The sequence below is a fragment of the Streptomyces sp. NPDC107581 genome (assembly GCF_055657175.1).
Genome location: NZ_JBVKBH010000014.1, coordinates 38,751 through 53,164, shown reverse-complemented (window position 1 = coordinate 53,164; position 14,414 = coordinate 38,751). Strand labels below are relative to the sequence as shown.

Annotated in this window: 13 protein-coding genes; 8 read left to right on the top strand and 5 right to left on the bottom strand. The window is 74.6% G+C overall.

The annotated features are described in order from the left end of the window. Positions 1 to 23: 23 nt before the first annotated feature. The gene (locus ACZ7P3_RS30665; RefSeq protein ID WP_472086573.1) at positions 24 to 953 is read left to right on the top strand and encodes a LysR family transcriptional regulator; all 930 of its coding nucleotides are present in this window, start codon (positions 24 to 26) and stop codon (positions 951 to 953) included. Between the two features lie 257 nt (positions 954 to 1,210). Here ACZ7P3_RS30665 and ACZ7P3_RS30660 read toward each other — a convergent pair whose 3' ends face one another. Together ACZ7P3_RS30660 and ACZ7P3_RS30655 are read right to left on the bottom strand one after the other, a co-directional pair. After that, on the bottom strand, positions 1,211 to 1,906 hold the full coding sequence (locus ACZ7P3_RS30660; RefSeq protein ID WP_472086571.1) for a gamma-glutamyl-gamma-aminobutyrate hydrolase family protein: 696 nt from the start codon (positions 1,904 to 1,906) through the stop codon (positions 1,211 to 1,213). Between the two features lie 52 nt (positions 1,907 to 1,958). Continuing rightward, positions 1,959 to 2,711, bottom strand: coding sequence for a FadR/GntR family transcriptional regulator (locus ACZ7P3_RS30655; RefSeq protein ID WP_472086569.1), 753 nt, complete (start codon positions 2,709 to 2,711; stop codon positions 1,959 to 1,961). A 95-nt stretch (positions 2,712 to 2,806) separates the two neighbouring features. Between ACZ7P3_RS30655 and ACZ7P3_RS30650 the strand changes: the two genes are divergently transcribed. The 3 genes from ACZ7P3_RS30650 to ACZ7P3_RS30640 are packed head-to-tail and all read left to right on the top strand — an operon-like array spanning position 2,807 to position 6,347. Next, on the top strand, positions 2,807 to 4,171 hold the full coding sequence (locus tag ACZ7P3_RS30650; protein WP_472086568.1) for a glutamine synthetase family protein: 1,365 nt from the start codon (positions 2,807 to 2,809) through the stop codon (positions 4,169 to 4,171). A 23-nt stretch (positions 4,172 to 4,194) separates the two neighbouring features. Next, positions 4,195 to 5,568, top strand: coding sequence for an aldehyde dehydrogenase family protein (locus ACZ7P3_RS30645; protein ID WP_472086567.1), 1,374 nt, complete (start codon positions 4,195 to 4,197; stop codon positions 5,566 to 5,568). Beyond that, positions 5,565 to 6,347 (top strand): 3-oxoacyl-ACP reductase, encoded by a 783-nt coding sequence (locus tag ACZ7P3_RS30640; protein ID WP_472086566.1) that lies wholly within the window; start codon positions 5,565 to 5,567, stop codon positions 6,345 to 6,347. Before ACZ7P3_RS30645 ends, ACZ7P3_RS30640 begins: the two co-directional genes overlap by 4 nt. 163 nt (positions 6,348 to 6,510) lie before the next feature. Here ACZ7P3_RS30640 and ACZ7P3_RS30635 read toward each other — a convergent pair whose 3' ends face one another. Together ACZ7P3_RS30635 and ACZ7P3_RS30630 are read right to left on the bottom strand one after the other, a co-directional pair. Continuing rightward, complete coding sequence (locus tag ACZ7P3_RS30635; RefSeq protein WP_472086564.1) at positions 6,511 to 7,713, bottom strand: amino acid deaminase/aldolase; 1,203 nt, start codon at positions 7,711 to 7,713, stop codon at positions 6,511 to 6,513. 1,219 nt (positions 7,714 to 8,932) lie between these two features. Beyond that, positions 8,933 to 9,376: a hypothetical protein gene (locus tag ACZ7P3_RS30630; RefSeq protein ID WP_472086562.1), complete on the bottom strand. Its 444-nt coding sequence runs from the start codon at positions 9,374 to 9,376 to the stop codon at positions 8,933 to 8,935. 172 nt (positions 9,377 to 9,548) lie between these two features. Here ACZ7P3_RS30630 and ACZ7P3_RS30625 point away from each other — a divergent pair, with 172 nt between their 5' ends. Next, a complete protein-coding gene (locus ACZ7P3_RS30625) occupies positions 9,549 to 10,361 on the top strand; it encodes a hypothetical protein (RefSeq protein WP_472086561.1) in 813 nt (270 codons plus the stop codon). Continuing rightward, positions 10,358 to 11,563 (top strand): type VII secretion-associated serine protease mycosin, encoded by a 1,206-nt coding sequence (gene mycP / locus ACZ7P3_RS30620; RefSeq protein ID WP_472086559.1) that lies wholly within the window; start codon positions 10,358 to 10,360, stop codon positions 11,561 to 11,563. The genes ACZ7P3_RS30625 and mycP overlap by 4 nt, the downstream gene beginning before the upstream one ends. A gap of 30 nt (positions 11,564 to 11,593) precedes the next feature. On the opposite strand, the gene ACZ7P3_RS30615 is transcribed toward mycP, so the two are convergent. Further along, positions 11,594 to 12,490, bottom strand: a complete 897-nt coding sequence (locus ACZ7P3_RS30615; protein WP_472086558.1) for an NAD(P)H-binding protein — start codon at positions 12,488 to 12,490, stop codon at positions 11,594 to 11,596. A gap of 389 nt (positions 12,491 to 12,879) precedes the next feature. Here ACZ7P3_RS30615 and ACZ7P3_RS30610 point away from each other — a divergent pair, with 389 nt between their 5' ends. Beyond that, on the top strand, positions 12,880 to 13,773 hold the full coding sequence (locus ACZ7P3_RS30610; protein WP_472086557.1) for an AfsA-related hotdog domain-containing protein: 894 nt from the start codon (positions 12,880 to 12,882) through the stop codon (positions 13,771 to 13,773). Further along, the gene (locus ACZ7P3_RS30605; RefSeq protein WP_472086556.1) at positions 13,770 to 14,411 is read left to right on the top strand and encodes a methyltransferase family protein; all 642 of its coding nucleotides are present in this window, start codon (positions 13,770 to 13,772) and stop codon (positions 14,409 to 14,411) included. The genes ACZ7P3_RS30610 and ACZ7P3_RS30605 overlap by 4 nt, the downstream gene beginning before the upstream one ends. Positions 14,412 to 14,414 lie beyond the last annotated feature (3 nt).

Here is a 14,414-nt window from a genome sequence, read left to right as displayed (position 1 = left end):
CTATCAGGGCATAAGCTGGTCTTATGAGTGAGGAGTACGCGACGGACGACGGACGCCCCGGCGGCTCGCTGGCGCACCGCGTGCCGGACCTCGGCGCGCTGGAGCTGCTGCTGGCCGTCGCACGGCTGGGCAGCCTGGGGGCGGCCGCGCGGGAGGTCGGCATCACCCAGCCGGCCGCCAGCAGCCGCATCCGCTCCATGGAACGGCAGCTGGGCGTGGCCCTGGTCGACCGCTCGCCGCGCGGCTCCCGGCTCACGGACGCGGGCGCCCTGGTGACCGACTGGGCCCGGCGGGTCGTGGAGGCGGCGGCCGCCTTCGACGCGGGCGCGCGGGCCCTGCGCGACCGGCGGGACTCGCGGCTGCGGGTGGCGGCGAGCATGACCATCGCCGAGTACCTGCTTCCGGGCTGGCTCCTCGCCCTGCACGCCGAGCGGCCCGACACGGCGGTGTCGCTGCTGGCGGGCAACTCGGCGAAGGTCGCGGAGCTGTTGCTGGCCGACGAGGCGGACCTGGGCTTCGTGGAGGGGCTCACGGTTCCGGCGGGCCTGGACTCCACGGTCATCGCCCACGACCGCCTGATCGTCGTCACGGCCCCCGGCCACCCCTGGGCCCGCCGCCGGCGCCCCGTGACCGCGCAGGAGCTGGCGGCCACGCCCCTGATCCTGCGCGAGCGGGGGTCCGGTACCCGCCAGGTCCTGGACACGGCCCTGGGCGGCCTCGCCCGCCCCCTCATCGAACTCTCCTCCACGACGGCGGTGAAGGCGTCGGCGGTCAGCGGCGCGGGCCCCTCGGTCCTGAGCGAACTGGCCGTGGGGGAGGAGCTGGCGATGCGGCGCCTGGTGAGCATCCCGGTGGAGGGCGTGTCCCTGCGCCGCGACCTGAGAGCGGTCTGGCCGACAGGACACCGCCCCACGGGCCCGGCCCGCGAACTGCTGTCCCTCACGAGGGGGTAGCGGGCGGGGCGTCGGCGGGGGGTTCACGCGGGGCAGCCGGCCGGGACGTCGGCACGGGGGCCGTTGTCGGTCACGAGGGGTGGCGGGCCGGGGGCACCGGCGGGGGAGCGGGCTCTGTCGTTCATGAGGGGCGGCGGGCCCGAGGTCGTCCGCGAGGGGGCGGCGGACGGGGGTGTCGGCGGGCCTCTCGGCCGAGTGAGACGGGGGAGTGGGAAACAGGGGGGCCATGGGGCGGAGCCCCCGGTGGGGCCGGCGGCTCAGGACGCGGCGTCGACCAAGGCCCGCATCACCCGCAGATCGGACCCCATCTCCGGATGCCACTGCACCCCGAGCACCCACCCCGCCCGCCCCTCACCCCGGGGCAGCTCAACCGCCTCCACGGTCCCGTCCTCCGCATGCGCCGACGCCCTGAGCCCCGCGCCGAGCCGCTCCACCGCCTGATGGTGATAGGTGGGTACGGACGTCTCCTCCGGGGAGATCCCCGCGTACAGCGTCCCCGGCTCCGGCTTCACCCGATGCCTCCCGAACACGCCGACCGTCTCCACGTGCCCGTCCAGATGCTGTATCAGCGTGCCGCCGAGGGCCACGTTCAGCAGCTGCATGCCCCGGCAGATCCCCAGCAGCGGCACGTCCGCCGCCAACGCCGCCTTGATCAGCGCGAGTTCCCACGCGTCCCGCTCCGGCGCGGGCGGCCCGGTGCGCGGTGAGCGCTCGGCGCCGTAGCGGGAGGGGTCCACGTCCGGCCCGCCCGCGATCACCAGCCCGTCCAGGCGCTCCACCGCCTCGGCGGCCCGCTCGGGCGCGTCCGGCGGCAGCAGACAGGCGAGCCCTCCGGCCCGCTGCACCAGCCGCGGATAGCCGGCCGGCAGCAGCACGGCGTCCAGCTCCCACACTCCCCAGCGCGTACCGGCCTCCAGGTACGTACTCACACCGATCAGCGGTCGTACGGTCACGCTGCCCTCCAGGGATTCAAAAGGTCATCGTGCATACCTTTGCAGAGCCGGCTCACGCCAGGAACCCCCGCAGCAGTGCCGCCGTGCCCGCACAGTGCTCGCGCATCATCTCCCGGGCGCCGTCCGCGTCCCCGTCCAGCACCGCCTCCACCAGTGCGATGTGCTGCCGCTGCGAGTGCTCCAGGTTGCGCACCAGCAGCGGGATGCAGTCCAGCAGGTCGTTGACGGTCGCCCGTACCGCCGCGTACTGCGCGGTCAGCGACGGCGAACCGCACAGCTCCGCCAGGGTCAGGTGCAGCAGCGTGTCCAGCCGCCGGTAGTCGGCGAGCGGCGCCTCGTGGGTGCGGTCCAGGGCCTCCCGCAGCCGGTCGGCCTGGTCGGCGGTCAGCCCGTGCGCCGCGCACAGCCCCGCCGCCCCCACCTCCAGCACTTCGCGGAAGCGCAGCACGTCCTCGATGTCGACCTCGGTGATCCGCCGCCGCAGCTCGTCCTCGCCGCCCGCGTCCGCGCGCGGCAGCACGAACGTTCCGCCGTACCGCCCGCGCCGGGCCTCCACCAGGCCCTGGTCCTGGAGCACCTTCAGCACCTCGCGCAGGGTCACCCGGCTGATCCCGAGCCGCTCCGCCAGCTCCCGCTCGGCCGGCAGCCGCCCGCCGCCCGGCACCAGGCCGAGCCGCACGACCTGGAGGATCTGCTCCAGTGCCTCCTCGAAGCCGTTGCCCGCCCGCACCGGGCGCAGCACCGGAGCGAGCCGGTCGTCGATTCCGTGTGCGGGCACCTCGTGCGCATCCGTCTCGTGGGACATCCGGCCGTACCCCCTTCCCAAGCAATGGTTCTCGGCAATACCTTATGGCTCCCGGCCCCGCCGTAAAACGCGAAGCAGCCCAAGGAGGCTCTCCCGTGGCAGACCGCACACCCCCGCTGAACGTCGAGGAACTGCACGCCCTCGTCGCCGGCGGTGAGATCGACACTGTCGTCCTGGCCTTCCCCGATATGCAAGGGCGGCTCCAGGGCAAGCGGTTCGCCGCCCGATTCTTCCTCGACGAGGTCCTGCAGCACGGCACCGAGGGGTGCAACTACCTGCTCGCCGTCGACACCGAGATGAACACCGTCGACGGCTACGCGATGTCCTCCTGGGACCGCGGCTACGGCGACTTCGCCATGCAGCCCGACCTCGCCACCCTGCGCCGCATCCCCTGGCACCCCGGCACCGCCCTGCTCGTCGCCGACCTCGCCTGGAACGACGGTGCCCCGGTCGTCGCCGCCCCGCGCCAGATCCTGCGCCGCCAGCTGGAGCGGCTCGCCGAGCTCGGCTACACCGCCCAGGTCGGCACCGAGCTGGAGTTCATCGTCTTCAAGGACAGCTACGAACAGGCCTGGGACGCGAACTACCGCGGCCTGACCCCGGCCAACCAGTACAACATCGACTACTCCATCCTCGGCACCGGCCGCATCGAGCCCCTGCTGCGCCGCCTGCGCAACGACATGGCGGCCGCCGGCCTCACCGTCGAGTCCGCCAAGGGCGAGTGCAACCCCGGCCAGCACGAGATCGCCTTCCGCTACGACGAGGCACTCACCACCTGCGACCAGCACGCCCTGTACAAGACCGGAGCCAAGGAGATCGCCGCCCAGGAGGGCGTCTCGATCACCTTCATGGCCAAGTACAACGAGCGCGAGGGCAACTCCTGCCACATCCACCTCTCGCTCGCCGACGCCGACGGCGGCAACGCGATGGCGGGCGACGGCGACGGCGGGATGTCCGACGTCATGCGCCACTTCCTCGCCGGACAGCTCGCGGCCCTGCGCGACTTCTCCCTCCTCTACGCCCCCAACATCAACTCCTACAAGCGGTTCCAGCCGGGCTCCTTCGCCCCCACCGCCGTCGCCTGGGGCCACGACAACCGCACCTGCGCCCTCCGCGTGGTCGGCCACGGCCGCTCCCTGCGCTTCGAGAACCGCCTCCCCGGCGGCGACGTCAACCCCTACCTCGCCGTCGCCGGACTGGTCGCGGCCGGCCTCCACGGCATCGAGCAGAAGCTGGAACTGCCCGAGCCCTGCCCCGGCAACGCCTACACCGCCGGCTTCGAGCACGTCCCGACCACCCTGCGCGAGGCCGCCGAGCTCTGGGAGAACAGCCCGATCGCCAAGGCCGCCTTCGGCGACGAGGTCGTCGCGCACTACCGCAACATGGCACGCGTCGAACTGGAGGCCTTCGACGCCGCGGTCACCGACTGGGAGCTTCGCCGCTCCTTCGAACGCCTGTGAGCACGCCTGTGAAAGGTCATCACGTGTCCGACCCGCACGAGCTGAAGGTCCTCAACCCCGCCACCGAGGAGGTCGTCGCCACCGTCCCCGCCGCCGACGCGGCCGAGGTGGACGCCGCCGTCGTACGCGCCTCGCGCGCCCAGGAGAAGTGGGCCGCGCTCCCGCCCGCCGACCGCGCCCGCCTGCTGCGCCGCTTCGCCGACGTCGTCGACGCCCATGTCGAGGAACTGGCCCGCCTGGAGGTCCGGGAGGCCGGACACACCCTCGGCAACGCCCGCTGGGAGGCCGGCAACGCCCGCGACCTGCTGCTGTACGCGGCCGGCGGCGCCGAACGCCTCCTCGGACGGCAGATCCCCGCCCCCGGCGGCTGGGACGTCACCTTCCACGAACCCCTGGGCGTCATCGGCGTGATCGCGCCCTGGAACTTCCCCATGCCGATCGCCGCCTGGGGCTCCTTCCCGGCGCTCGCCGCGGGCAACGCGGTCGTCCTCAAGCCCGCCGAGACCACCCCTCTCACGGCCCTGCGCCTGGCCGGACTCGCCCTGGAGGCGGGCCTGCCCGAGCACCTCTTCCAGGTGCTCCCCGGCTACGGCCACACCGCGGGCCGCGCCCTGGTCGACCACCCCGACGTCGCCAAGATCGTCTTCACCGGGTCCACCCGCACCGGCCGCGAGGTCATGGAGCGCTGCGCCCGGCTGGTCAAGCCGGTCACCCTCGAACTCGGCGGCAAGAGCCCCAACGTCGTCTTCGCCGACGCCGACCTCAAGACCGCGCTCGACCCCTTCTCCTTCCTGGACAACGCCGGCCAGGACTGCTGCGCCCGCACCCGCATCCTGGTCCAGGAGTCGGTGTTCGAAGAGGCCCGGGACTTCCTCGCCGACGCGCTGGCCGCCGTCGTGGTGGGCGACCCGGCCGACGAGAAGACCCAGATGGGCCCGCTGATCTCCGCCCAGCAGCTGGACCGCGTACGGTCGTACGTCCCCGAGGGCGCACCGGCCCTGCGCGGAAGCGCTCCCGGCGGGCCCGGCTTCTGGTTCCCGCCCACCGTCCTCACGGGGGAGCGGCACGACAGCGAGGCGGCCCGCGAGGAGATCTTCGGCCCCGTCGCCGTCCTCCTCCCCTTCACCGACGAGCAGGACGCGATCCGCCTCGCCAACGACACCCCCTACGGTCTGTCCGGCTCCATCTGGACCCGCGACATCGGGCGCGCCCTGCGCGTCTCCCAGGCCGTCCGCGCGGGCAACCTGTCCGTCAACTCCCACTCCAGTGTCCGCTACTGGACCCCGTTCGGCGGCTTCAAACAGTCCGGACTCGGCCGTGAACTCGGCCCGGACGCCCTGACCGCCTTCACCGAAACCAAGAACGTCTTCATCAGCACGGAGGGCCCCGCACAGTGACCGACACCACCGTTTGCCGCCGCCTGGTCGGCCGTACCGCCGTCGTCACCGGAGCAGGCAGCGGCATCGGCCTCGCCGCCGCCCGCCGCCTCGCCTCCGAGGGCGCGCACGTCGTCTGCGCCGACGTCGACGAAGCCCGCGGCAAGGCCGCCGCCGACGAGGTCGGCGGCCTCTTCGTCAAGGTCGACGTCACCGACCCCGAGCAGGTCGAGGCGCTGTTCGAGACGGCGTACGACACCTACGGCAGCGTCGACATCGCCTTCAACAACGCCGGCATCTCGCCGCCCGACGACGACTCCATCCTGGAGACCGGCCTGGAGGCCTGGAAGCGGGTCCAGGAGGTCAACCTCACCTCCGTCTACCTGTGCTGCAAGGCCGCCATCCCGTACATGCGCCGCCAGGGCAGGGGCTCCATCATCAACACCGCGTCCTTCGTCGCCCGCATGGGCGCGGCCACGTCCCAGATCTCCTACACCGCGTCCAAGGGCGGCGTCCTCGCCATGTCCCGCGAACTGGGCGTGCAGTTCGCCCGCGAGGGCATCCGCGTCAACGCCCTGTGCCCGGGCCCGGTCAACACCCCGCTGCTGCAGGAGCTGTTCGCCAAGGACCCGGAGCGGGCCGCCCGTCGGCTCGTGCACATCCCGGTCGGCCGGTTCGCCGAGGCCGAGGAGATCGCCGCCGCCGTCGCCTTCCTGGCCAGCGACGACTCCTCCTTCGTCAACGCCACCGACTTCCTGGTCGACGGCGGAATCTCGGGCGCGTACGTCACGCCCCTGTAGGGGTGCGCACCCGGGCGGCGGCCGCCACCATGACGGCCGCCGCCCGCGCCGGCAGCTGCCCCTGAGGTCTCAGGTGCCTCAGGGGTCTCAGGTGCTGCCTCAGGTGCTCCAAGGTGCTCATAGGCCTCTAGGCCTCATAGGGGCCTCAGAGGTCTCGGAGGTCTCAGAGGAAAGTCTGTCCCTCACCGCGGTACGTCGGCACGGTCGCCGTCACCGCATCCCCCTCGATCAGGTGCAGCGTGTCGAACCGCTCGCACAGCTCGCCCGCCTTGGCGTGCCGGAACCACACCTTGTCGCCGATGAGCAGGTCGTCGGCGGGCGCGCCGAGCAGCGGGGTCTGCACCTCGCCCGGCCCCTCCTGCGGGTCGTAGCCGAGGCCCTCCGGCAGGTACGGCACCGGCAGCCGGTCGGGACCGGCCGCGCCGGAGGCCGGATAGCCGCCGCCGAGCACGGTCACGACACCCACCTCGGGCCGCCGTACGACGGGCTGGGCGAACAGGGCGGCCGGCCGGCCGGTGAAGGACGTGTAGTTGTCGAAGAGCCGCGGCACGTACAGCCCCGAACCGGCCGCGATCTCGGTGACCGCGTCCTCGGCGGCGGTGTGCTGCACACTGCCCGTGCCACCGCCGTTGACGAACTCCAGCCCGGGCGCCACGGCCCGCACCGCCCGCACCACGGCGCCGCGCCGCTCGGCCAGTTCGCGCCGGGCGGCGGCCTGCATCAGCCGGATGGCCCGCGAGCGCAGCGGCCGCCCGGCCACGGCGTCCCCGACCCCGGCGACGTGCCCCTCGTAGGCCATGATCCCCACCAGCCGGAACCCCGGCCGCCGGGCCACGGCCCGGGCCAGTTCGGCGAGTTGGGCCGGTGTGTACAGCGGTGAACGCAGCGCCCCCACCCGGACCCGGCCGCCCAGCAGCTTCAGCGAGGTGTCCAACTCCAGGCAGACACGCACCACTTCACGGCCGCCGTCGCGGGCCGCGTCGATGTGGTCGAGGTGGGCGACGTCGTCGATCATCACGGTGACGGCGCCGGCGAGCTTGGGATCGGCGGCCAGCTCGGCGAAGCCGGCACGGTCGGTGGACGGATAGGCGAGCAGGATGTCGTCGAACCCGGAGCGTGCGAGCCACAGCGACTCGGCCAGGGTGAACGACATGATGCCCTGGAAGCCGTCCTTGGCCAGGACGCGCTCCAGCAGGGCCCGGCAGCGGACCGACTTGCTGGCGACCCGGACGGGCTTGCCGGCGGCGCGGCGGACCAGGTCCTCCGCGTTGGCGTCGAACGCGTCCAGGTCCACGATCGCAACAGGGGCGTCGAGGTGGGCGGTGGCCCGGTCGTAACGGGCCCGATCAGCGGCACGCGCAGTCATGACGGAAGCCTGCCAGACAGGATTACCGCAGGGTAGGGGGACGTTCCGGGCAGATGCCCCGGCCTGGCGGACTGGTTCTCTCTCCTTCCCGGACAACCCGTAGAGTGACGCGCACGTACGGCGGAACGCTTCCGGCCGCGTCACCTGAACCGGGATGCCGGTCCAGCCGTACGGGTATGCGTGCCCGGACGGAGTTCTCCCACCGGGCGCGGCCGGGAAGCACGACGGCCCGTGTACGAGAAACGGCCCGGGCACGAGGAAACGGGGGGTGCATGAGCACGGAAGCGCGCCGCGCCCCGGTCCCTCCGCGCCCGTCGACACCGCCTCCCGGCACCGCCCAGGACACCACCCCCGCGACCCCGCCACCGGGCACGCCCGCACGGGCCGCCGGGGACACGGCAGGGGAACAGGCCGTGTACGGAGCCGCCACCGGGAGCACCGGGAGCACCGGGACCACTGGGTCCATCGGGTCCGCCGGGTCCATCCGATCCGCCGGCTCCGCCGGGTCCATCGGGTCCATCGGGTCCACAGGGGCGGCCGAGATCCCGATCGTGTACGGGTCCCTTGCGGATCCGGCCGTGCGCCGGAACCCGGGGACGCAGCACACCGTGCCCACGGCCGCGGCGTCGGCCGGCGGCGACTTCATGGGCGACCTCGACGACGAGCCCTCCGTGTTCGCGCCGCGCGCAGCGCGCGGCGCCTTTGGTCCGGCGACGGGGCAGGCGCAGCCGCAGACCGAGTTCGAGGGAGGGGCGGCCGGGGCGGACAGCCACCGCATCCCCGGCTCCCGCCGCTCCGCCGTACCCGAGGTCACGGACCCGGTGAACCCACCGCCACCCCCCGCCTCGGCCCGCTTCCCCGACACCCCGCCCAGCACGGGCCGCGAACCGCACGACGCCGGCACGGCGACGCCCGTGCCGCCACACCCGTCCCGCCTCTCCGGGCCCCGGCCCCACCGCCCCGAAGCCTCGGCGGGCGACGACACCGCCGGGTCATCCCTGCCGAGTCACACGGCTGCCGGGTCATCCCTGCCGGGCCACGCGTCAGCCGGGTCGGCCCTGTCGGGTCAGGGTCAGATGTCCGGGAGTCACACGGCTGCCGGGTCATCCCTGCCGGGCCACGCGTCCGCCGGGTCATCCCTGCCGGGCCAGGGTCAGATGTCCGCCGGGTCGGCCCCGTCGGGCCACGCGTCAGCCGGGTCGGCCCTGCCGGGTCAGGGTCAGATGTCCGCCGGGTCGGCCCCGTCGGGCCACGCGGCCGCCAGGTCAGCCCTGTCGGGTGACGGCGCCGCCGCGCCCGTGCCGCCGCGTCCGGGGCACGCCCCGGGGGCGTCCCCGCGTCCCGAGGTCCCGGCGGAATCCTTGTCGGAGACCACGGCCCCGCTGCGGCCGATCGCGTCGGCGTCCGGACCGCAGCGCCGCGGTACCGGTCCGGTGACGCCGTCCGCCTCCGGGCGCCCGGGCTCTCCGCAGCGGCCTGCCGCCGGGTACCCGGGCTCCGCGTCCGTCCCCGCTTCCGGCCGCGAGGATCCCTCGGCGGCGCTGCGCACTGGGTCCCGGCCCCACCGCCCCGAAGCACCCGCGGAGTCGCCGTCCGAGACGACGACCCGGCTCCGGCCGATCCCGTCGGCGCCCGGGCCGGCGCGCGCGGGTTCCGCGGCCACGCCCGCCTCCGGGCGCCCGGCCCCGGGTTCCGCCGTGCCGTCGAGCCTGCCCGGTGCGCGGGACGTCCGCGGCGCCTGGAGTCCGAGCGGCCCCGCCCACCCCGCCGGCCCTGCGCCGGCTGCACCGGACCCGGCCTTCTCCTGGGGTGCCGGGGCGGGTGGCCGGCCCGTCATGTCCTTCGGGGAGCCCGAGGGATACGACGAGCGGGTGCGCCTGCGGCCACTGGGGGTGCGGGTACGGCCCCGGACCGCCGCTGCCGCCGCCTGTCTGGTCCTCGGGCTCGGCCTCATCGGCGGTGCCGTGACCGGGAGCTGGCTCACCGGAGACGGCGGGGACGGCACGGCCGGGAGCGGGTTCAGCGCGGCTGCGACGCTGTGGCACAGCGTCCCCGTCGACCAGCTCTTCCCGCCCACCCTCCAGGGCACCGGAGCCGGACCCGGCGGCGCCGACCGCTCCTGGACGCGGATCGCCGTCGCCCCCGACAGCGGCTGCGCCGACGCCTTCGACCCGCTGCTGCACAAGGTCCTCGCCCCCGTCGGCTGCCGGCGCCTGCTGCGCGCCACCTACACCGACGCCACCCAGACCTACGTCACCACCGTCGGCCTGCTGTTCACCAAGGGCGACTCCGCGAGCATGTCCGCGCTCGCCGCCCGCTTCCGCAACGAGCACCTGGACCGCCGCAGCGATCTGATGCCCCTGCCGTACGCCGCCAAGGGCACCGCCGCGGCCGGCTTCGGCAGCGGACAGCGCGCCACGTGGACCCTGTCCGTCCTCACCGACGCCCCCGTCGTCGCCTACGCCGTCTCCGGCTGGGCCGACGGCCGGAGAGTCGACTCGCCGCAGCCCGCCGCGGACACCACCGGCTCCGCCGCCACCACGGCACCCGCCCAGGCCGGCCTCGGCAACGAGGCGCAGGGCCTGGCCGACCGCATCGAACGGCGACTGCGCCAGACCGTCAGCTCGGCCTCGGAGAGACCGTCATGAGGCGAACGAAGGGCGGCAGCCGCCGCGTGGGCCCGGCCGGCGCGGCGGCGAGCGTGCTGCTCGCCGGTTCCCTCGTCCTGCTCCCGGCCACCGCCGCCCACGCCGACAGCATCCGCGCCCAGCAGTGGGGCCTGTCCGCCCTCCACCTCGACGAGGCCTGGCGCACCACCAAGGGCCGGGGCGTCACCGTCGCCGTCCTGGACACCGGAGTCGAGGCCGACCACCCGGACCTGGCCGGAAACGTCCTGCCCGCCCAGGACATGATCGGCTTCGGCGCCCAGCCCGGCGACCGCAACTGGGCCCGGCACGGCACCGCCATGGCCGGCATCATCGCCGGACACGGCCACGGACCCGGCGACACCGACGGCGTCATGGGCGTCGCCCCCGAGGCGAAGATCCTGCCCGTGCGGGTCATCCTCGAGGACGGCGACGCCGCCCGCGCCAAGGCCCGCACCACCCGCGGCAACGCCCTCGCCGACGGCATCCGCTGGGCCGCCGACCACGGCGCCGACGTCATCAACCTCTCCCTCGGCGACGACTCCGACTCCGCGCACCCGGAGCCCAGTGAGGACGAGGCCGTGCAGTACGCCCTGAAGAAGGGCGTGGTCGTCGTGGCCTCCGCGGGCAACGGCGGCGACAAGGGTGACCACGTCTCCTATCCCGCGGCCTACCCGGGCGTCATCGCCGCCACCGCCGTGGACAAGTACGGCACCCGCGCCTCCTTCTCCACCCGCCGCTGGTACGCCGCGGTCAGCGCGCCCGGGGTGGACGTGGTCATCGCCGACCCCGACCACAAGTACTACGAGGGCTGGGGCACCTCGGCCGCCTCCGCGTTCGTCTCGGGCGCGGCCGCCCTGGTCAAGGCGGCCCACCCCGACCTGACCCCGGCCCAGATCAAGAAGCTCCTGGAGGACACGGCCCGTGACGCCCCGGTGGGCGGCCGCGACGACTCCCGCGGCTTCGGCATGATCGACCCGGCGGCGGCCCTGAAGGCGGCGGCGGGGCTCAAGCCCAAGGGGCTGCGCCCGGCGGCCTACGCCGGCAAGTACTTCGGCTCCGGCCCGGACGCTCCGGAGGCCACCGGCTCCGCCTCCGACTGGGCGGGCCCCCTGGCCGGCAGCGCCGGGGGAGTCCTGCTGGTCGCGGCGGTGGTCCTGTGGCGCGGCAGGAGCCGGCGGCCGAAGCGGTACGACGGGTTCTAGCCGGACCGGCTCCCGTGCCCTCCAGGTGCGTCACCCGCGCCTGCCGGCGAGCGCCTCGTCGCGGGACGGTGCCGCCCCGCGACCCGGGCCGAACGCGGACCGGTGGTCCAGCGCCCACTGCCCGTAGGAGCGCGGGCCGCGGCCGGTGAGCCGTGTGAACGTCGGGTCGACGGTCGTCTTGCGCCCCCGCGCCTGGCGCTCCGCGCTGCGCAGGAGGGCGTGCACCACCTGCGGCGGATAGCGGCGCGACCAGCGGGCCGCGGCCTGCTCCGGGGTCAGTTCGCGGCACTGGAGCGGACGGCCGAGGGCCGCCGCGAGATCCCGCGTCTGCTGCTCGGCGGAGAGCGCCTCGGGGCCCGTCAGGGTGTGGACGCGCCCCTCGTGCCCGGGTGAGGTCAGCGCGGCCACCGCGACCTCGGCGACGTCCCGGGGATCGACGCACGCGTTCGCCGCCCGGGGATGCAGCGCGTGCACCACGTCCTCGCTGCGCACCGAGTCCGCCCAGGCCAGCGTGTTGGACATGAACGCGCGCGGGCGCAGCAGGGTCCAGCCGAGCCCGGAGGACCGCAGCAGGTCCTCGCAGTCACGCTGCCACCGGGTGATCAGGTCGTCGGCGTCCGTCTCGCCGGCCGCGTACGCGGACAGCTTCACCACGTGCCGTACTCCGGCCGTCGCGGCCGCCGTCAGGAAGCGCGCGTCACTGAGGCCACCCGGGTCGGTGGTGACCAGGAACGCCGCCTCCACCCCGGCCAGCGCCCGCAGCAGCGACGCCCGGTCCTCGTAGGCGCCGACGGCGACCTCCGCGCCGGGGCCCAGGGCGGGGAGCCGGGCGGGGTCGCGGCACAGCACGCGGACCGCACCGGCCGCCGCCAGCGCACGCGCCACCGCACCGCCCACCGTCCCGGTCGCGCCCGTCACCAGAATCATGCGCAGGCCTCCCCAGCCACGGGGACCGGACCGCACACGGCCGGCGCCGGCCCCTCGGATACGTACAGAAGCCCGAGCGTGACGCGGCCCGCTGACGCCGAACTGACGGGACGACAACGCTGTCACCCGCCGCCCATATGCCGGAGGCACGGGTCAGCCGGATGTCAGCCGTCTCGTCAAGACTGCCCCGAACGCCGAGCCGAGGACTCCCGCTCGAACGGAGCCGGCTGCCGAGCCCGACCGCCACCGGTGCCGCCCCCGCGCGGTGTTACCGGCGTCGAAGCGGCGCGTTCCCGCCCCCGACCGGGGACCGCCCGCCGCGTGTCAGGGCCCAGCCGTGCGCCGGACCCCACAGACCGAGCAGCACAGGCAGGAATCGAGGACGACCGATGACGACGCCGACGACCCGCCCGCAGAACCGGACGGAGGAGACGACCCCGCTGCACACCGGTGCCGGGCACCTCACCGCCTCCGGCACCGACGCCGACTCCTGGGTGACGGATGTGACCGTCGACCAGAGCGACCCGTTCTTCTACGACCACCCGCTGGACCACGTGCCCGGCATGCTCCTGGTGTGCGCCATGGCGGACGCCGTCGGCGACCGCCTCGCCGCCCCGGCGGGCTCCCGGGTGAAGTGGGTGGTGAACTTCCGTGTGATGCCCGAGCTCTCGCCGGGCCTGGTGCTGTACGCCGCCCCGCCCGAGAACGGCCGCCACACCCTGCGCGTCACCCAGGGGCCGGCCGCCGTGGCGGACAGCTGGTTCACCCTGTCCCGGGACCAGGAGCCGCTCCCGGGCCGGGACACCGGCCCCCTCGCGCCGGGCACCGCCCCCGCCCCTGCCTCGCTCGTGCACCGCACCCGCCCGGAGAACGTCATGCTCGGTGAACCCCGCTTCGCCGACGGCGTGTTCACCGCGCCGGTCCTGTTGCCCGCCCCCGGGCACACGCTGTCCGGCCGCCGGTCCGGCCGGCGTTCCCTGAAGTCCGTCGTCGAAGCCGGCCGGCAGTTCGCCACCCTGCTCTCGCACCGCGTCGGCGGCTGGCCGCCCGAGGTGCAGATGCTCTGGCTGCGGCTCACCGCCGATGTGCCCGTCGACCTGCCCCGCACCCTGCCCCTGGCGCTGCGCTGGCGGCAGACCCGTGTGCCCGACGACAAGGCCCGGCTCACGTTCGAGCTGATCGCGGGCGAGGACACCCGGGTCGGCTCCCTGATCTACGTCAGCAAGGGCCTGACCCCCGAGGCCTACCGTGCCTTCCGGGCCGGTGCCGGGGCGGCGGCATGAACCAGCGCCTCGTCGTCCTGGCGCTGCGCGCCCTGCTGCCCCTGACCTGCACTCTGTTCGCCCTTGGCATCGGGCTGCTGCTGACCGCGGACACCGACGGACCGCACCTGGCGGGCGCCCTGTTCGCCGGCCTGTACCTGGCGTGGATCCTCGCCGAGACCGGCATCACCGTACGGCACCCCTCCCAGTCGGCCGCCGAGAACCGCACCCTGCTGCCGTACGCGCTCGCCCGGGCCGGCACCGGGGTCTGCGCCGTGCTCTGGCCGCTGCCCTGGCACGACTGGTCGGCCTGGCTGACCGTGCCGGTCGTGGTGTTCGCCGCCGCCGTCGCGCTGCGCCTGGTCGCGATCCGCACCCTGGGCCGCTTCTACTCCCACCACGTGGTCCGCTACTCCGACCACTCCATCGTCACCCACGGCCCCTACCGGCAGGTGCGGCACCCCGCCTACACCGGGATGCTGCTCGCCAACGCCGCGTTCGTCGCGTTCTTCCCCAACCCGCTGAGCGTGCTGTTCCTGCTCGCCCTGGGCGCGGTGATCGTCTGGCGGATCCGGGTCGAGGAACGCGTGCTGTGGACGGTCCCGGGATACGCCGGGTACGCGGGCGGCCGGGCGCGGCTGCTGCCGGGGGTGTGGTAGCCG